This window comes from Actinomadura madurae (genome assembly GCF_900115095.1).
Lineage (GTDB): Bacteria > Actinomycetota > Actinomycetes > Streptosporangiales > Streptosporangiaceae > Spirillospora > Spirillospora madurae.
This window is the reverse complement of sequence record NZ_FOVH01000002.1, coordinates 124,639-142,488: the sequence shown is the minus strand read 5'-3', so window position 1 is coordinate 142,488 and position 17,850 is coordinate 124,639. Positions and strand designations below refer to the sequence as shown.

Genomic DNA, 17,850 nt, shown 5'->3' with positions numbered 1-17,850 from the left:
TTGAACGAATGACGTTCCCTCCGGAGATGACGATGACCGAGACGATGACGCCCCTCAAACACGGCACCGGGGAGGCCGGCTACCGCTGGCGCTGGGTCGCCCTGTTCGTGATCCTCGCCGGCGAGATCATGGACATGCTGGACGCGCTGATCACCAACATCGCGGCCCCCACGATCCGCGCCGAGCTGGGCGGATCGGCCGCCACGATCCAGTGGCTCGCCGCCGGCTACACCCTCGCCATGGCGGTCGGCCTCATCACCGGCGGACGCCTCGGCGACCTCTACGGGCGCAGGCGGATGTTCCTCATCGGCGCCGCCGGCTTCACCCTCGGATCGCTGCTGTGCGGCATCGCCGTCTCCCCGGGGATGCTGATCGGCGCCCGCGCCCTGCAGGGCCTGTTCGGCGCGCTGATGCTCCCGCAGGGCATCGGGATGATCAAGCAGATGTTCTCGGCGAAGGAAATGGGCGCCGCGTTCGGCCTGTTCGGACCGGTGATGGGCCTGTCGTCGGTCGGCGGCCCGGTGCTGGCCGGCTGGCTGATCGACGCCGACCTGTTCGGCACCGGCTGGCGGATGATCTTCCTGATCAACCTGCCGCTCGGCGCCGCCGCCGTGCTGGCCGGGCTGCGGTTCCTGCCCGCCGGGCGCGCCGAGCACGCCTCCCGCCTCGACCTCACCGGCGCGGCCCTGGCGTCCCTCGGCGCCGGCCTGCTGATCTACCCGCTCGTCCAGGGCCGCGAGCACGACTGGCCCGCCTGGACGTTCGCCATGATGGCCGCGTCCCTGCTCGTCTGGGGCGTGTTCGCCCGGTACGAGTCCCGCAAGCAGCGCGCCGGAGGAGACCCGCTCATCGTCCCGAGCCTGTTCCGCAAGCGCGGCTTCACCGGCGGGCTCGTCGTCGGCATGGTGTTCTTCTCCGGCGTCGCGGGCCTCGGCCTGGTGCTGTCGCTGTTCTTCCAGATGGGCCTCGGGTTCTCCCCGCTGAAGACGGGGCTCGCGCAGATCCCCTGGTCGGCCGGCATCGTCATCGGGTTCGGCGTCGCCCAGGCCGTGCGGCGGTTCGGCCGCACGGTGATCCACGCCGGGGCGCTCACCATGGCCGCCGGCATCGCCGGGTTCTCCACCACCCTCCAGTACGCCGGGATCGACGTCACCGCGTGGCAGCTCGTCCCCGCGCTGACCGTGACCGGGCTCGGCATGGGCCTGCTGATGGCGCCGTTCTTCGACACCGTCCTCGCGGGCGTCGAGCCCGAGGAGACCGGCTCGGCGGGCGGCACGCTCACCGCCGTCCAGCAGCTCGGGGCCGCGCTCGGCGCCGCCGTCCTCGGCACGATCTTCTTCGGCCTGCTGGGCGGGCACGTCGCCGCCGCGGCCGACGACGGCGCCGCCGGGCTGCGCGGGCGGCTCGCCGCCGCGTCCGTCCCCGCGGCGCAGCGGGACCGGATCGTGGACGGCCTGCGCGACTGCGGCCACGACCGCGCCACCGCCAAGGACGCCGCCGCCGTCCCCGCGTCCTGCCACCGGCTCCAGGACGACGTCCGGGCCGCCGTCGGCGCCGCGCCGCAGTCGGCTCCGGCCGTGCAGAAGGCGGTCGCGGACGCCGCCGGGCACTCGGCCAAGACCGGGTTCGGCGACGCCATGAAGATCACGCTGTGGGTCGAGGTCGGGCTCCTCGGCCTCACCTTCCTGGCGACGTTCCTGCTGCCGATGCACCCCCGCCCGGAAGAAGAGCCGGTCTGAAGGAGACCGTCCGACACAAGACGAGGCCCGCGGCGGAGGGACTCCCCCACCGCGGGCCCGCGCCCTGTTCAGACCTTGCTCAGCACCTCCGCCGCCAGCAGCTCCAGGTGGTCAAGATCGTGCATGTCGAGAACCTGCAGGTAGACGCGCTCGGCGCCCAGCTCGCCGAACTGGCCGATCTTGTCGACCAGCTCCCCCGGCGTGCCCGCCAGGCCGTTGCCGCGCAGCTCCGACACCTCCCGGCCGATGGCGTCGGCGCGGCGCTTCAGCTCGGCCTCGTCCCGTCCGCAGCAGACGACCTGGGCGGCCGAGTAGACCAGCGGCCTCGTCCGGCCCGCCTCGGCGCACGCCGCGCGGACCCGGTCGAACGCCCCGGCGGTGTCCTTCACCTGGTGGAACGGGACGTTGTACTCGTCCGCGTAGCGGGCCGCCAGCCGCGGCGTCCGCTTCGCGCCGAACCCGCCGATGATGATCGGCGGACCGCCCGCCTGCGCCGGCTTCGGCAGCGCGGGCGAGTCGGACAGCGCGTAGTGCCTCCCGCTGAACGAGTACGTCTCCCCGGACGGCGTCCCCCACAGCCCGGTGACGATCTCGACCTGCTCCTCCAGCCGCTCGAACCGCTCCGCCAGGCTCGGGAACGGGATGCCGTACGCGGTGTGCTCGTCCTCGAACCAGCCCGTGCCGAGCCCGAGGTCGACGCGCCCGCCGCTCATCTGGTCGACCTGCGCGACCGAGATCGCCAGCGGCCCCGGGTAGCGGAACGTCCCGGCCGTCACCAGCGTGCCGAGCCTGATCCGGCTGGTCTCCCGGGCCAGCGCGCCCAGCGTGATCCAGGAGTCGGTCGGGCCCGGCTCGCCCGTCACGTCGCCCATCTTGACGAAGTGGTCGGAGCGGAAGAACGCGTCGAAGCCGAGGTCCTCCGTCGCCTTGGCCACGGCCAGCTGAGTCTCGTAGCTCGCCCCCTGCTGGGGCTCAGTGAAGATCCGAAGTCGCATGACCCCATCCTCGTACGGACCCGGCGCCGCCCGCGCGGCGGGTCAGGGCGTCCCGGCGATCCGCGCCCTGTCCGGAGGCGTCTTCGCATGCCCCTGCCCGGACGGCCTCGCATGCCCCTGCCCGGACGGCTTGTTCTTGGCGGGCTTCGCGTGCCCGTGCCCGGCGGCCTTCGCGACCCGCACCGCCGGGAAGCCCCCGGCGTCGACGGCCGAGCCCCACATCACCGTCCCGCGCAGGGCGATCCTCTGCCCGGACCTCGCGCGCTCGGAGACCTTCGCCTTGAACTCGCCGTCGGCCCACCGGCCCTGCTTCAGGGTGCCCAGGTTGCAGACGACCGTCCGCCCGGTGGCCTTGCAGCGCCCCCCGGACACGAACACCAGCGACCGCGGCAGCGTCACCAGGAACACCGCTCTGGCCGACTTCTGCGACCCCTTGGCGAGCACCTCGAACGACCACTCGTAGGTGCGCCCGGGAACCACCGCCCTCTCAGGGCCGTCAGTGTGGAGCACCACCCTGCCGTGAGCCTGGTGCTTCGACGCATTGGCCTTGTGCTTGGCCGCCTGGCCACCGTGATGCGAGTGCTTCTTGTGCTTCTTGCCGTGGCCCTTGTGCTTCCCGCCGTGCTTGCCGGCGTGCTTCCCGCCGTGCTTCTTGCCGTGTTCGTGGCAGTGCTTATTGGACGAGTGCTTCTTCGACTTGTGCTTCTTCGACTTGTGCTTGCCGTGCGCCTTCTGCCGCGGAGGCGGCTTCGAAGCGGCGTCCTGGCCCCCCTCGTGCACCGCCGGGACGGGAACGTCGGCATGCGCTCCCGGCGCCGCCGCCACACCTCCCAGCAGCGGAGCGGCGGCCAGCAGGACCAGGCCGCGCCCCTTCAGTGTCCGGATCACTTTGCCCCCCGTGACCTGCGAGAATTCGACGGATACGTCCATCCGGCGAGCACCGGGCCGTCCACCCGGCACCGCATTGACGTGCCGTCACGCACGGTAACATAACTGTCACCGATGGTCCTCATCCCGCCTGAACCTCCCCAATCTCCTGCGCCACAGGCGTCCCGGGTTGTTGAATCGGCGTTGACCCCTACCCCTGACTCTGGAGCTGACATGGCTGTCTTCGGCGTCGACTACGCGTGGGGCCGCCCCGGCGCGGCCGCGCTGAAACGCGCCGGGGCGAAGTTCGCGTGCCGCTACCTGTCCCACGACACGACCGGCAAGAACCTGACGCGCGCGGAGGCCGACGAGCTGTCCGCGGCGGGCATCTGGCTGGTCGTCGTCTGGGAGACGACCGCGCAGCGCCCCCTGGCCGGACGATCCGCCGGCGTCGCCGACGCCCGGGACGCCGCCGCGCAGGCCGAGGCGTGCGGCATGCCGGACGACCGGCCCATCTACTTCGCCGCCGACTGGGACGCCTCCGCCGGGCAGCAGGACGAGATCAACGCCTACCTCGACGGCGCGGCGAGCGTGATCGGCCGCGACCGGGTCGGGCTCTACGGCGGCTACGGCCCGGTCGACCGCGCCTTCGACGCGAAGAAGATCACCTTCGGCTGGCAGACGTACGCCTGGTCCGGCGGCAGGTGGGACGCGCGGGCCCAGCTGCAGCAGTACTCCAACGACCACACCATCAACGGCGTCGGCGTCGACTACGACCGCGCCGTGAAGAGCGACTACGGGCAGTGGCGCGTCGGCGTCTCGCCCGAGGGAGACGACATGCCCGACTACGTGTCCGTCGGAACCGGCGGCAAGGAGCAACAGCTCGCTCCCGGGACGTGGACGAACGTCACCTGGAGCAAGGAGTACTCCGACAGCCACCACCAGCACAACGACCCGGGCGGGCCGAGCCTGCTGACCGGGTCGGCCCGGTACAGCCTGTCCGTGGGCACCACCGTCCGCGGCGTCCCCGCGGGCACGCTCATCCAGGCCCGGGTGGTCGAGGTGGAGATCGAGGACACCGGCAAGTTCCAGGCCGGCCCCGTCCAGGACTTCGTCTCCGCCGGCGACAGCACCAACCTGGTCTACAACCTCGCCGCCGACACCGTCGAGGCGGGCAAGCGGGTGCGGTTCCAGCTGCTGCACCGCGGTTCCGCGGCCGCCACCCTCACCCAGGGCAGCGCCAAGGTCTTCTTCTGGCGCTAGCCGCCCGGAGGCGGCCGGCTAGAAGTCGTCGTTGATGTAGGGCGCCAGCGGAACGGCCAGGGAGGTCGCCAGGCGGGCGGCGGCGCCGGGCGTGTGCTCGGTCACGGCGCCGACCCTGGTCAGCGTGACCGGGTCCTGCCCGCCCAGGTAGACGGCCGCGAGGTCGGCCGCGGTGAGCGTCAGGTCCGGCCGCTCCGTGGTCGCCTCGCAGGCGGCGGCGCCGGTGGTGGAGGCACCAAGGCGCCAGCGTCCGTCGTTGCCCGGGATGCGTGGGTCGCCGACCTCCAGGACGAAGGTGTCGTCGGTGGCCCAGGAGCGGGCGCGCAGGGCGGCCGGCACATCGATCAGCCGGAGCCAGAGGGCGCCGAAGCCGTGCGTGACGGTGACCTGCTCGGAGTCGGCGGCCATGTGCGGGAGCAGGTCGTCCACCGGGCGGTTCGGGGCGACCACGCGGGACGACAGGTCGATCGAGGCCAGGAACCGCCAGAGCGCCGCCTCGGCCTGCGGAGTGTCGGCGACGAGGTCGACGACCCGGATCGTCCCCCCGCGGGCCCGGTAGACCGCGTAGCCGGCGGGGTGGTGGACGATGCGCGGCGCGGTGTACCCCTCGGCGTCCCGGTCGGTCGCCCGCAGGACCCCCCGCGTCCACCAGTCGGCGTCGCGGACCAGGCCGCCCGGACGCACCGCCAGCGACCGATCGTGGATCGGGCCGAGCAGGTCGGGGGCGGAGGCGGTGTCGACCAGTCGCAGCGGGCGGTCGTCGGGCACCGTGCGCAGATCGAGCGGCCGCGAGGAGTCGACCTCCAGGCCGATCGCGCGCGTGGCCAGGCCGAAGCCGTACCTGCCGTAGATGACGCCCTCGGACGCCCAGAGCGCGGCCACCGGACGTCCCGCCGCGATGGCGTCGGCGTCCATCCGGTCCATCATGGACGTCAGGATCCCGCGGCGGCGGTGCGTCGGCAGGACTCCGACGAACGTGACCGCCGAGCAGTCGAGCAGCGCGCCCGGGACCGCGAGCCGCATGGGCAGGGTCCCGAGCTGGCCGACGAGCGTGCCGCCGTCGTAGGCGCCGATGCGCTCGGCGCGCAGGAGAGGCCAGCCGTCCCGCTCCTGGTCCCCGTCGTCCATGGAGAGGTGGAACACCACCCCCGCGAAGTCGCGCATGCGGACGGCGTCGGCCTCCGGGATGTCCCTGATCTCGATCACAGTTCCACGCTATGCCCCACCGCAACCGTTTTTCCGCTGGTCACCGCACGATGGACGGGGGCTCGGCACGACCCGGCAGGACCAGGCACAGCGGGAGGGCGGCAAGGGTGAAGGCCACGGACCACCAGAAGGCGTGGTCGTAGCCGACGGCCAGGGCCTCCGGCCCGCGGGCGCCTCCGGCGCCATCCTGGAGGACGACGGCGAGGACGGCGATGCCCACGGACCCGCCGATCTGCTGGGCGACGCGGCTGATGATGCTGGCATCGGGGATCTCGTGGTGTCCGAGGCCGACGTACGCGGCGCCGGCCGGCGCGATCATGGCGGCGCCCAGGCCGGCGCCGCGGACGAACAGCGCGGCCATGAGCAGGATCTCGCCGGTGCCGGCGGTGACGAACGCGAACGGCACGGTCGCCGCGGCGACGAAGGCGAAGGAGACGGCGGCGACCCGGCGGGGCCCGAAGCGGTCGACGCAGGTCCCCGCCAGGCCTCGCGCGAGGAGCGCGCCGGCGCCCTGCGGGATGAGCAGGAGACCGGCGCCCAGCGCGTCGTGCCCGCGGACCTGCTGGAAGTACAGCGGCAGCAGCATCATCGCGCTGTACAGGGAGAGGCCGCCCAGGAAGAGCAGGGCCGAGGAGGAGGCGACCGCACGGTGGCGGAACAGCCGCAGGTCGATCAGCGCGCCCGCGGGCCGGGCCAGCGTCCGGGCGGTGAAGGCGGCGACCAGGGCGAGTCCGCCGAGCAGCGGGACGAGGACATGGGCGGCGGTGACGTCCGCGCTGCTCTGGACCCGGGAGAGCCCGTAGATGAGAGCGGCGGTGCCGGGGCACAGGAGTAGCAGACCGACCAGGTCCAGGCGGGCGGGGGGCTTCCCGGGCGCGGGCCGGTCGTCGGGCAGGTTGCGCCAGGCGAGCCAGGCACCGGCGGCGCAGAAGGGGATGTTGACGTAGAACATCCAGCGCCAGTCGGCCCGGTCCAGGATGAGGCCGCCCAGGACCGGCCCCAGGATGGGGCCGAGCGCGGTGGGCACGGTGATCATGGCCATGACCCTGCCGATGTGTCGGCCCCCGGCCGCCTGCATGAGCAGGGTGACCATGAGGGGCATCATCAGGCCGCCCGCGACGCCCTGGACCACGCGGAAGGCGATCAGGCTGGCCGCGTCCCACGCCAGGGCGCTCAGGACCGATCCGAGCAGGAACCCGCCCAGGGCCGAGATCCACAGGCGCCGCCCGCCGAGGCGCGACTGGGCCCAGCCGGCGAGCGGGATGGCGGCGAACACCGCCAGCAGGTACGCGGTGCTCACCCACTGGACCGTGGACAGGGACGTGTGCAGATCGGTCGCCAGGTCGTCGAGGCCGACGCTGACGATGGTGGTGTCGAACACGACGGCCAGGGCGCCGACGATGAGGGTGACCGCCATGCGCCACACGGCGGGGTCGACACGCTCGGACTCCGGTGCCGGGGACGCGGCCGTCGTGTCTCGGGGAACGCTCACGGGTGACCGCCCTTTAGATAGGACTCTCTATCTTACGCGGCCAGCGTAGGCCGCTACGATGAGATAGACAACTCTTTCTCAAGCGAGAGGCGGGCGGATGGCGGAGCGGCGCCGGGGAGCGGCACTGGAGAAGGCGCTCCTCGATGCGGCCTGGGACGAGCTCGCCGAGCACGGCTACGCCAGGTTCACGGTCGACGCCGTGGTCAGACGGGCCGGCACCAGTCCCCCGGTGCTCTACCGCCGCTGGTCCGACCGCGACGAGCTGGTCCGCGCGGCAATCTCCCACGTGCTCAAGGAATCATTGCTGGAGCTCCCTGACACGGGCAGCCTGCGGGACGACCTGGTGACCCTCATGCGGGAGATCAGCAGGGCCCGCGTGCGGCTCATCACCCTCGTGTACGGGGCCTTGGCGGGCTACCACCGGGACGTGGGCGAGAGCCTCGGCGAGCTGCGCGACCCCGCCGTGACGGGCCGGGCCGAGGCCCTCGACACGATGTACGGCCGTGCCGTCCGGCGCGGCGAGATCGACGCGGACCGCCTGACCGACCGCATCAGGAGCCTGCCGTTCGACCTGCTGCGCCACGAGATTCTGCTGACCTTCGCCCCCGTGCCCGACGAGGTCATCGAGGAGATCGTCGACACGATCTTCCTGCCCCTGGTGCGGCGACCGGGGTGCTAGCCCCTGACCAGGGTCGCGAGGCACTCCACGTGCTGCGTCATCGGGAACGCGTCGAAGGCGCGGAGGGTCTCCAGCGTCCAGCCGCGCTCGCCGAAGTAGGCCAGGTCGCGGGCCAGAGTGGCCGGGTCGCAGGACACGTAGGCGATCTTGCGGTCGGCGAGGCGGGTGATGTGCTCGACGACGTCGCGGCCCGCACCGGCGCGCGGCGGGTCGAGGACGACGACGTCGGCGCGCCGGACGCGGGAACCTCGGTGGTGGCCGGTGCCGCGCTTGTTCTGCGTGCGGGACCCGGCGGACGCGATCCCGAACTCCAGGTCGGCGACGACCTCCTCCACCGCCCCGCGCTCGATCGAGACGTTCGGCAGGTCGCGCAGGTTGTGGCGGGCGTCGCGGACGGCCTGCCCGTCGGACTCGACGCCGACGACGAGCCCGTCGGGGCCGACCCGGTCGGCGAGGACGCCGGCGAACAGCCCGACGCCGCAGTACAGGTCGACGGCGATGTCGCCGGGCTTCGGTTCGAGGGCGTCGAGCACGGCGTCGGCCAGGAGCCGCGCGGCGCCCGGGTGGACCTGCCAGAAGCCGCTGCCGCTGACCTGGTACAGCCGCCCGGAGACCTCCTCGCGGACGTACGGGAGCGCGGCGCCCGGCTCGGGCCTGCCCCGGACGAGCCGGACCGGCACGTCCAGCCGCGGCACCCGGATCTTGCGGCGGTCCCGCCCGCGCAGCACGACCAGCCGGTCGCCGGTGGTGGCGGAGACGACGCCCTCGACGCCGCTCGCGCCGGGCCACCGCTTGCGCTCGATGCCCATCAGCTCCACGCCGGGGTGGGCGATCAGGCACTCGTCGATCGGCTCGATGTCGTGGGACCGGTGCCGGCGGAGGCCGACGGCTCCGGAGGAGACGGCGAACTGCACGCGGGTGCGCCAGCCGAGCCCCGGGGGCGGGGCCACGTCGCCCTCGACCGGGTAGGGCACCTCCTCGACGACCACCGTGCGGGTGATCCCGGCGAGGCGCCGCAGCTGCTCCTCGACGACCGCGGCCTTGAGCGCCCGCTGGGCGGGCAGGGAGGCGTGCTGCCAGTCGCAGCCGCCGCAGCGGCCGGGGCCGGCGAACGGGCACGGCGGCTCGACCCGGTCCGGGGACGCCTCGATGATCTCCACGGCGTCGGCGCGCAGGAAGTTCTTCGTGCGGTCGGTGACGCGGGCTCGCACCCGTTCGCCGGGCAGGGCGTGCCGGACGAAGACCACGCGGCCCTCGTGCCGGGCGACGCAGAAACCGCCGTTGGCGACGTTGCCGACCTCCAGGTCGAGGACGTCGGGTTCGAGTTCAGTCACGGTCCGAAACACTACCGGCACCGGGACGCGTTCCGGTCCGCGGCGGACGCCGGGAGGCGCCCGGCCCCGGCGGCTCGGGCCGGGCCTTCAGCCGGTCGGAGGACTGGAGCTGCCAGGCGACGCTCGTGACCATGACGCCCGGCTGGAACAGCAGCCGGCCCTTCAGCCGCAGCGCGCTCTGGTTGTGCAGCAGCTGCTCCCACCAGTGGCCGACGATGTACTCGGGGATGAACACGGTGACGACGTCGCGGGGGCTCTTGCGCCGGACGCTCTTGACGTACGACAGGACGGGCCGCGTGATCTCCCGGTACGGCGAGTCGAGGATCTTCAGCGGCACGGGGATGTCGAGGGCGTCCCACTCCTCCTGGAGGCGCTGCGACTCCTCGGCGTCCACCGCGACCGTCACCGCCTCCAGCGTGGAGGGCCGGGTAGCGCGGGCGTAGGCGAGCGCCCGCAGCGTCGGCTTGTGGATCTTGGAGACGAGCACGATGCCGTGGTTGCGGGCGGGCAGCGCGACGTCCTCGCCGGAGGGCACCAGCTCCGCGGCGACCCGGTCGTAGTGCCGCCTGATCGCCTTCATCAGCAGGAACAGCAGCGGCATCGCGATGCACACGATGTAGGCGCCGAGCGCGAACTTGGTGATCAGCACGACGACCAGGACGATGCCGGTGAGGGTGGCGCCGAACGCGTTGATCGCGCGGGAGGTCTTCATCCGGCGCCGCTGCGCCGGATCGTTCTCGGTGGTGAGCAGCCGGTTCCAGTGCCGGACCATGCCGATCTGGCTGACCGTGAACGACACGAACACGCCGACGGTGTACAGCGGGATCAGCCGGCTGACCGACGCGTCGTAGGCGTAGATCAGCAGCCCGGCCATGGTGGCGAGGATGATGATGCCGTTGCTGAAGGCCAGCCGGTCGCCGCGGGTGTGCAGCTGGCGCGGGAGGTAGCGGTTCTGGGCGAGGACCGACCCGAGCACCGGAAAGCCGTTGAACGCGGTGTTGGCCGCGAGGAACAGGATCAGCGCGGTCATCGCGGTGACGAGCGCGAACCCCGGGGTGAAGTTGCTGAAGACGGTGTGCGCGACCTGCGCGATCACCGGGTCGGCGTCGTGCAGCTCGCGGCCGGTGGCCGGGTCGACGAGGTGGCTGCCCTGGTCGGGTTCGGCGAACCTGGCGTCGGTGATGTAGGCGAACGCGGTGACGCCGCCGAACATCGTCATCGCGACGAGGCCCAGCATCAGCAGGGTGGTGGCGGCGTTCTCCCCCTTGGGCTTGCGGAAGGCGGGCACGCCGTTGCTGATCGCCTCGACGCCGGTCAGCGCGGCGCAGCCGGAGGAGAACGCCCGCAGCAGCAGGAAGACCAGCGCGAACCCGGCGAGGTCGGTCTCGTCGCCGCGGATCTCGTAGTGCGCGGTCTCGGCCTCCAGCTCGGCGCCCGAGACCAGCCGGACCAGGCCCCACGCCAGCATGCCGACGACCGCGAACATGAACAGGTAGGTGGGGATCGCGAACGCGACCCCGGCCTCCTTGAGGCCCCGCAGGTTGCCGAGGGTGAGCAGCACCACGATGCCGATGGCGACCCCGACCTCGTGCGGCTGCATGAACTCCAGCAGCGCGCCGAGGTTCTCCACCCCGGACGACACCGACACCGCGACGGTGAGGACGTAGTCGACGAGCAGCGCGCTCGCCACGATGACGCCCCAGTTGCCGCCGAGGTTGGTGGTGGCGACCTCGAAGTCGCCGCCGCCGCTCTGGTAGGCCCGGACGTTCTGCCGGTAGGACGCGACCACGGTGAGCAGGATGACCACGACGGCCGCCGCGACCCACGGCGTGTAGTGGTACATCACCAGCCCGCCGGCGCCGAGGGCGAGCAGGATCTCCTGCGGCGCGTAGGCCACCGAGGAGAGGGCGTCGCTCGCGAAGACCGGCAACGCGATCCGCTTCTTCAGCAGCTGCTCGTGCTGCTGGGAGCTGCTCAGCGCGCGGCCGAGGAGGAGCCTCTTCGTGAGGTCCGGAACCTTTGACACGCAACGAGACTCTAGCCCGTGCCGGTGACGCCCCCGCCGCCGCCCGCCTTCAGTGTTCTGAGCAGCGCGTTCGGGTGTCGCAGGCCCCTCGGCGGGCCGGTCGGGTAGTACTCGGCTGGGGGGATGTGTAGGTTTGCAGCCCGGCAGGGATCATTCACAGGAAACGGTCCTCGGGCGCGGCACGGTCTCGGCGGCGAATGCCGTGCACGGCGCGGGGGGTACAGGGGGGAACGTCCCCTGGACGGAAGAAGGAACGGCCGTGCATATCGTGATCATGGGATGCGGGCGGGTCGGGTCGACGCTCGCCCACATCCTGGAGGACAAGGGCCATTCGGTGGCCATCATCGACCAGAGCCCGGAGGCGTTCCGCCGGCTCCGCAGCGGGTTCCGGGGCCGCCGCATCACCGGGTTCGGGTTCGACCGCGATGTGATCGCCGAGGCGGGCATCGAGCGCGCGTCCGCGTTCGTGGCCGTGAGCAGCGGCGACAACTCCAACATCATCTCCGCGCGGGTGGCGCGGGAGACGTTCGGCGTGGACAACGTGGTGGCCCGGATCTACGACCCGCGCCGGGCGGAGGTGTACCAGCGGCTCGGCATCCCCACGGTCGCGACCGTCCGGTGGACGGCCGACCAGATCCTGCGCCGGCTGCTCCCCGAGGGCGCCGAGCCGCTGTGGCGCGACCCGACCGGCGCGGTCGTCCTCGCCGAGCTGGACTCCGGTCACCTGTGGGTGGGCGAGAAGGTCGGGGCGCTGGAGGAGCACGCCCGGACCCGCGTGGCGTTCCTGTCGCGGATGGGCGAGGCGCTCGTCCCCGAGCGGGACACGGTCATCCAGGACGGCGACATCGTGCACATCATGGCGGGCGCCGACGATCTGGAGCGCGTGAACGCCGCCGTCGCGGCGCGGAACGGGGAGGACGCCTGATGCGGGTCGCGATCGCCGGGGCGGGCGCGGTGGGCCGCTCCATCGCCCAGGAGCTGCTGGAGAACGGGCACGAGGTGCTGCTGATCGACAAGAGCCCCAAGGCCATCAAGGTCGAGATGGTGCCGCGCGCGGAGTGGCTGCTGGCCGACGCGTGCGAGATCTCCGCACTGGACGACGCCGCGCTGGAGCGCTGCCAGGTGGTGGTCGCCTCGTCCGGCGACGACAAGGTCAACCTGGTGGTGTCGCTGCTGGCCAAGACCGAGTACGGGGTGCCGCGGGTGGTGGCGCGGATCAACCACCCGAACAACGAGTGGCTGTTCAACGAGTCGTGGGGCGTGGACGTGGCCGTGTCCACGCCGCGGCTGCTGTCGGCGCTGGTCGAGGAGGCCGTCAGCGTCGGCGACCTCGTCCGGCTGATGACGTTCCGGCAGGGCGAGGCGAACCTGGTGGAGCTGACGCTGCCGGAGGACGCGCCGCTCGGCGGGCAGCGGGTCGGGTCGGTGGCCTGGCCGCGCGACACCGCGCTGGTGGCGATCCTGCGGGAGGGGCGGGTGCTGGTGCCCTCGTCCGACGACACGCTGGAGCCGGGCGACGAGCTGATGTTCGTCGCCAGCCAGGACGTGGAGGACGAGCTCGCGGAGCTGCTCGGCGGCAGGTGACCGCGAGGGTCAGGCGGTTTCCTCGCGGTCGATCGGGGTGCGGCCGCGGGCGAGCAGCCCCACCATGGCGGCCAGCGCCGCCACCTGCAGCGGCCAGCCCATCACGATCTTGGCCGTGCCGAGCAGGCCGCTCTGGTCGCCGTCCGCGAGGTAGATCGGGTACTGGACGGCGACCCGGGCGGCGCAGGGCAGGACGAGCAGCCAGGTGAGCCGGGAGCACAGCTTCACGATGCCGGGGTCGGACCGCCAGGCGGTCGGGTCGCCGGTGACCGACCCGATGATGAAGCCGACGATCGGCCAGCGCACCGCGATCGAGAAGATCATCGCGGCGGCGTAGCCGGCGTTGAGCATGATGCCGGGCAGGAACGCGTCCTCGGCCTTGCCGGAGCGCAGCGCGAAGAACGCGGCGATCGCGATCCCGATGAGGCTGTTCAGGACGAACTGGGGGCTGGAGCGCTGCGCGAGCCGGACGGCGAGCAGCAGCACCGCGGCGCCGACGCCGGCGGTGACGGCGAGCTTGATGTCCTCGACCGCCACGTAGGTGCCGGTGAAGGCGATCGTCGGCACGGCCGCCTCGACCATGCCGCGGACGCCGCCGAGCGCCTTGCTCAGCTGGGCGCGGACGGCGGCCTCCACGGTGTCGTGGGCGGCGGTCTCCCGCTCGGCGCCCGTCTTCACTTCGCTCACGTGGGTCTCCCGGCTGCCCGCCGCGGCCTCATCAGCCGCCGCGCAGCTCGTAGCGCGGATTGAACATGACCTTGCGCCCGTCCTGCTCGCTGACCAGCCCCTCGGCGCGCAGCCGGCGGCCCGGGTCGATGCCGGCGATCTTGCGCCGGCCGAGCCAGACCAGGTTGACCACGTCGGTGCCGTCGTAGAGCTCGGCCTCCAGGGCGGGGGCTCCGCCCCGCGGCCGGAGGGTCACGGTACGTAGCGTACCGGCCACGCAGTGCCGCTTGCGCGCGGCGCAGTCGCTGATCGGCGTCGCGCCCTCGTCATCGGCGCTCTTCTGCAGCTCCTCGGCCTCGAGCTCGGCCTTGCCGGCCGCCATGCGCCGCAGGAAGCGCCGGAGGCCGCCCTTCCCTCGCTCGCGCCCGGCGGGCTCCGCCGCCTGCGGCGTGCCGGCCGAAACCTCGTCCATACCTCGAAGCGTATGGCATCCCCGGACGAACCGGATCCTTCACCCTCACCGGAAACTCGACCCGTCTCACAGTGGAATGAAGCATTCCGTTCTGATACTCTTGGAACAGAGCATTCCGCTCCAACAGGAAGGACAAGCCGTGACCGCCACGCTCGACACCGCGGCCCCCGCCGCGGGGACACGCACCACGGAAACGAGCCGGGACGGCGCCGTCGCGCCGCACCCGCGCCGCTGGCTCGGCCTCTCGGCGATCCTGGCCGCCACCCTGCTGAACCTCCTCGACTCCACCGTCGTGAACGTGGCCGCGCCCGCGATCCGCGCCGACCTCGGCGGGTCCTACTCCGCGCTCCAGTGGATGGCCGCCGGCTACACCCTGGCCCTCGCCGTGGCGCTGCTCACCGGCGGACGGCTCGGCGACATGTTCGGGCGGCGGCCGGCCCTGCTCGCCGGCGCCGCCGGGTTCCTCGTCACCTCGACGGCCTGCGCGCTCGCCTGGTCGCCGGAGAGCCTGATCGCCGCCCGCGTCGCGCAGGGCCTGTTCGCCGCGGTGATGATCCCGCAGGGCTTCGGCCTGATCCGCGACCTGTTCGGCGCGGACACCGGCAAGGCGTTCGCGCTGTTCGGTCCGGTGATCGGGCTCGCCACGATCCTCGGACCGGTGGTCGCCGGGCTGCTCATCGACGCCGACCTGTTCGGCACCGGCTGGCGCGCGATCTTCCTGGTGAACATCCCGGTGGGCGCGTACGCGCTGGTCATGGGCGCCCGGGTGCTGCCCGCGCCGGTCACCGCGGACCGCTCCGGCGGCCTGGACGTCACCGGCATGCTGCTGGGCGGCCTCGGCATGAGCATGCTGGTCTACCCGCTCGTCCAGGGACGCGAGCTCGGCTGGCCCGCCTGGTCGCTCGCGCTGCTCGCCGGCTCGGTCCCCGCCCTGGCCCTGTTCGCCGCGCACCAGCTCCGCCGCACCCGTCGCGGCCGGACACCGCTGGTCCGGCTGAGCGTGTTCGCGAACCGGTCGTACACCTCGGGCGTCCTGTTCGTCATCGTCTTCTTCGGCACGATCACCGGCTTCTCCCTCGCCACCGGCCTGTTCCTGCAGCTCGGCCTCGGCTACACCCCGCTCGCCGCGAGCCTGGCGATGTCGTCCTGGGCGATCGGCGCGTTCGCCGGGTCGGCGTTCAGCGGCATGACGATGACCAGCCTGGGCCGCCGGATCCTGCACCTCGGCCTGGCGCTGATGACCGCCGGCCTGGCCGCGCTGTACGCGGTGTTCGAGGCGGCCGGGACGGGGCTCGGCGGCTGGCACCTGGCGGCGCCGCTGCTGCTGTTCGGCGCCGGGATGGGCATGATCTTCGTCCCGCTGTTCGACATCATCGTGGCGGGCATCGCCGACCACGAGGTCGGGTCCGGCTCGGCCGCGCTGGAGTCGGTGCAGCAGCTCGGCGCGTCCCTCGGCATCGCGGCGCTCGGCACGGTGTTCTTCGGGGCGATCGGCGCCCCGGTGGCCGGGCACTTCGCCGCGGCGGCCGCGCTGGACGCCGCGAAGCAGGTGACCGTCCTGACCGCCGGCCTCACCGCCGCCGCGTTCCTGGTCGCCTTCCTCCTCCCCAGCCGGGCCCGCGCCCACTGAGCACCCTCCGCCCGGCTCGCCGTCCGCCCGGACGGCGAGTCCGGCGTTTCGGGGGAACGATGAGTTTCCCCCGCCGGTCCCGTCTCCACAACGAACCGCTCATGATCTGCGCAGGCGGGCGGCGGCCATCGCGGTGAAGTAGCCGATCTCCGGAATCCTCATCAGGCTGGCGGTGGCGTAGTAGATCGCGCCGCCGCCCGCGCCTCCGACGAGGACGGCGAGCAGGGCGGGGACGCGGTCGCCGGACAGGTGGCCGAAGGCCCACACGATCAGCGCGGCGAACGCGACGGCGGGCAGGGCGGCCAGGTGCAGCCGGACCAGCGCCCGGAGGATGCGGCGCCCGTCCAGCCCGCCGAGCCGCCTGCGCAGGACGAGCGCCGCGCCCGCCGCGCCGAGCGCGTAGAACAGCCCGTACGCGACCGGCAGCCCGACCACCACCTGCCGCGCCGGGACGGACCACAGCAGCGCGAACGCGGCGGCCGCCTGCGCGATCCCGGCGGGGACGGCGATGAGGCCGGGCGTGCGGGTGTCGCCGAGGGCGTAGAAGACGCGCATGAGCAGCTGGTGGACGGTGAACGGCAGCACCATCACGGCGAACACCATGAGGACGAGGCCGATCCGGCGCGCCCCGTCCGGCGTGAGGCTCCCGTAGGCGAAGAACGTGACCGAGCCGGGGATCGCGAACACCAGCATCCCGAGCCAGAGCGGGACGAGCAGCGCGCAGGCCAGCCGGAGGCCGCGGGAGAGGTCGGCGCGGACGAGGTCGCGGCGGCCGTCGGCGACGTGCGCGCTCATCCGCGGCAGCAGGGCGGTGATGACCGAGACCGCGATGATCGCGTACGGGAGCTGGAAGACGACGAGGGCGAACTTGTACGTGGCCAGGCCGCTGCCCGGGCCGGCGGCGCGGTCGCCGGCCCGGGTCGCCACGTTCGCGGTCACCAGCACCCCGGCCTGCGCGACGACGATGTAGAGCAGCATCCACGTCGCCGTGCGGGCGGCCTCGCCGAATCCCGAGCCGCGCAGGTCGAGGCGCGGGCGCCAGCGGAACCCCGCGGACCGCAGCGTCCACGCGAGCACCGCGCTCTGCGCGACCGTGCCGAGGGCGGAGCCGAGGCCGAGGAGGGTCAGCTGGGCGTCGGTCACGTTCGCGGTGGTCCGCCCGCGTCCCGCGACCCACAGGAACAGCAGGCCCGCCCCCATCGTGACCAGGTTGTTGACGACGGGCGCCCACATCGGCGCCCCGAACCGGTGCCGGACGTTCAGCAGCGTGCTCGCGAGGCCGCTGACGCCGATGAAGAAGATCTGCGCGAGCAGCAGGCGGGTGAGCAGGACGGTGACCTCGCGCTGCCGTCCGGTGTACCCGCCCGCGTACAGCGACACGAGCCATCCGGCGGCGAGCACGGCGGCCGCGGTGAGCACGGCGAGGGCCACGATGACGGCGGTGAGCAGCCGGTTCTCGGTGGCCGCTCCCCCGTCGGCGTCCCGGATCCGGCGCTTGACCAGGAAGGGGACGAAGACGCTCGCCAGCATCCCGCCGAGCAGCAGCTCGTACACGGTGTAGGGGATCATCTCGGCGGCCTGGTAGGCGTCGCCGAGCAGGGCGGTGCCGAGCGCGGCGCCGATCACGACGGTGCGCAGGAAGCCGGTCAGCCGGGAGAACACGGTGCCGATCGCCATGACGGCGCTGGAGTGCGCGACGCCGGGCGGCGCGGCCTGCGCGGCGCCGCCGATCTCGTCGCCCTCCGAGCCGGGGCGGTCGGCGGTCCCCGGGTCGGCGACGTCGCCGGGGTCGCGGACGGGGACGAGGCCCGGTTCGGGCTCGCCGGGCGGCTCCGCGCGCTCCGCCTCGTCCAGGACCCCCGGCATGAGGATCCGGCGCCCGTCGCGCTCGCTCATT

At 72.9% G+C, this 17,850-nt stretch carries 15 protein-coding genes; 6 read left to right on the top strand and 9 right to left on the bottom strand.

What is annotated here, in order from left to right:
* Positions 1–32: 32 nt before the first annotated feature.
* Positions 33–1,739, top strand: a complete 1,707-nt coding sequence (locus tag BM339_RS06450) for an MFS transporter (protein ID WP_177287634.1) — start codon at positions 33–35, stop codon at positions 1,737–1,739.
* 68 nt (positions 1,740–1,807) lie between these two features.
* Here the strand turns inward: BM339_RS06450 and BM339_RS06445 are convergent, their stop codons facing one another.
* Complete coding sequence (locus BM339_RS06445) at positions 1,808–2,734, bottom strand: LLM class F420-dependent oxidoreductase (RefSeq protein WP_021593560.1); 927 nt, start codon at positions 2,732–2,734, stop codon at positions 1,808–1,810.
* A 42-nt stretch (positions 2,735–2,776) separates the two neighbouring features.
* Complete coding sequence (locus tag BM339_RS06440) at positions 2,777–3,622, bottom strand: hypothetical protein (RefSeq protein WP_143118299.1); 846 nt, start codon at positions 3,620–3,622, stop codon at positions 2,777–2,779.
* 213 nt (positions 3,623–3,835) lie between these two features.
* Between BM339_RS06440 and BM339_RS06435 the strand changes: the two genes are divergently transcribed.
* Complete coding sequence (locus BM339_RS06435; protein ID WP_021593562.1) at positions 3,836–4,864, top strand: glycoside hydrolase domain-containing protein; 1,029 nt, start codon at positions 3,836–3,838, stop codon at positions 4,862–4,864.
* 18 nt (positions 4,865–4,882) lie between these two features.
* Here BM339_RS06435 and BM339_RS06430 read toward each other — a convergent pair whose 3' ends face one another.
* Both BM339_RS06430 and BM339_RS06425 read right to left on the bottom strand, forming a co-directional pair.
* On the bottom strand, positions 4,883–6,070 hold the full coding sequence (locus BM339_RS06430) for a GNAT family N-acetyltransferase (protein WP_143118298.1): 1,188 nt from the start codon (positions 6,068–6,070) through the stop codon (positions 4,883–4,885).
* 40 nt (positions 6,071–6,110) lie between these two features.
* Positions 6,111–7,562, bottom strand: coding sequence for an MDR family MFS transporter (locus tag BM339_RS06425; protein ID WP_075020225.1), 1,452 nt, complete (start codon positions 7,560–7,562; stop codon positions 6,111–6,113).
* A gap of 97 nt (positions 7,563–7,659) precedes the next feature.
* On the opposite strand from BM339_RS06425, the gene BM339_RS06420 reads away from it, so the two are divergent.
* Positions 7,660–8,241: a TetR/AcrR family transcriptional regulator gene (locus tag BM339_RS06420; protein WP_075020224.1), complete on the top strand. Its 582-nt coding sequence runs from the start codon at positions 7,660–7,662 to the stop codon at positions 8,239–8,241.
* Here BM339_RS06420 and BM339_RS06415 read toward each other — a convergent pair.
* Together BM339_RS06415 and BM339_RS06410 are read right to left on the bottom strand one after the other, a co-directional pair.
* Entirely contained in the window at positions 8,238–9,575 is a 1,338-nt protein-coding gene (locus BM339_RS06415) for a class I SAM-dependent RNA methyltransferase (RefSeq protein WP_075020223.1), read from the bottom strand. The two genes, BM339_RS06420 and BM339_RS06415, sit on opposite strands and share 4 nt — an antisense overlap.
* Complete coding sequence (locus BM339_RS06410; RefSeq protein WP_021593567.1) at positions 9,568–11,601, bottom strand: APC family permease; 2,034 nt, start codon at positions 11,599–11,601, stop codon at positions 9,568–9,570. The genes BM339_RS06415 and BM339_RS06410 overlap by 8 nt, the downstream gene beginning before the upstream one ends.
* 259 nt (positions 11,602–11,860) lie before the next feature.
* Between BM339_RS06410 and BM339_RS06405 the strand changes: the two genes are divergently transcribed.
* Complete coding sequence (locus BM339_RS06405; protein ID WP_075020222.1) at positions 11,861–12,526, top strand: potassium channel family protein; 666 nt, start codon at positions 11,861–11,863, stop codon at positions 12,524–12,526.
* Complete coding sequence (locus BM339_RS06400; protein WP_021593569.1) at positions 12,526–13,185, top strand: potassium channel family protein; 660 nt, start codon at positions 12,526–12,528, stop codon at positions 13,183–13,185. Before BM339_RS06405 ends, BM339_RS06400 begins: the two co-directional genes overlap by 1 nt.
* A 9-nt stretch (positions 13,186–13,194) precedes the next feature.
* Here BM339_RS06400 and BM339_RS06395 read toward each other — a convergent pair whose 3' ends face one another.
* The gene (locus BM339_RS06395; protein WP_075020221.1) at positions 13,195–13,872 is read right to left on the bottom strand and encodes a DUF3159 domain-containing protein; all 678 of its coding nucleotides are present in this window, start codon (positions 13,870–13,872) and stop codon (positions 13,195–13,197) included.
* 31 nt (positions 13,873–13,903) lie between these two features.
* Positions 13,904–14,323: an OB-fold nucleic acid binding domain-containing protein gene (locus tag BM339_RS06390; RefSeq protein ID WP_021593571.1), complete on the bottom strand. Its 420-nt coding sequence runs from the start codon at positions 14,321–14,323 to the stop codon at positions 13,904–13,906.
* Between the two features lie 139 nt (positions 14,324–14,462).
* On the opposite strand from BM339_RS06390, the gene BM339_RS06385 reads away from it, so the two are divergent.
* Positions 14,463–15,953, top strand: coding sequence for an MFS transporter (locus BM339_RS06385; RefSeq protein ID WP_218163583.1), 1,491 nt, complete (start codon positions 14,463–14,465; stop codon positions 15,951–15,953).
* A 99-nt stretch (positions 15,954–16,052) separates the two neighbouring features.
* Here BM339_RS06385 and murJ read toward each other — a convergent pair whose 3' ends face one another.
* Positions 16,053–17,849 (bottom strand): murein biosynthesis integral membrane protein MurJ, encoded by a 1,797-nt coding sequence (gene murJ, locus BM339_RS06380; RefSeq protein WP_256255230.1) that lies wholly within the window; start codon positions 17,847–17,849, stop codon positions 16,053–16,055.
* Position 17,850 lies beyond the last annotated feature (1 nt).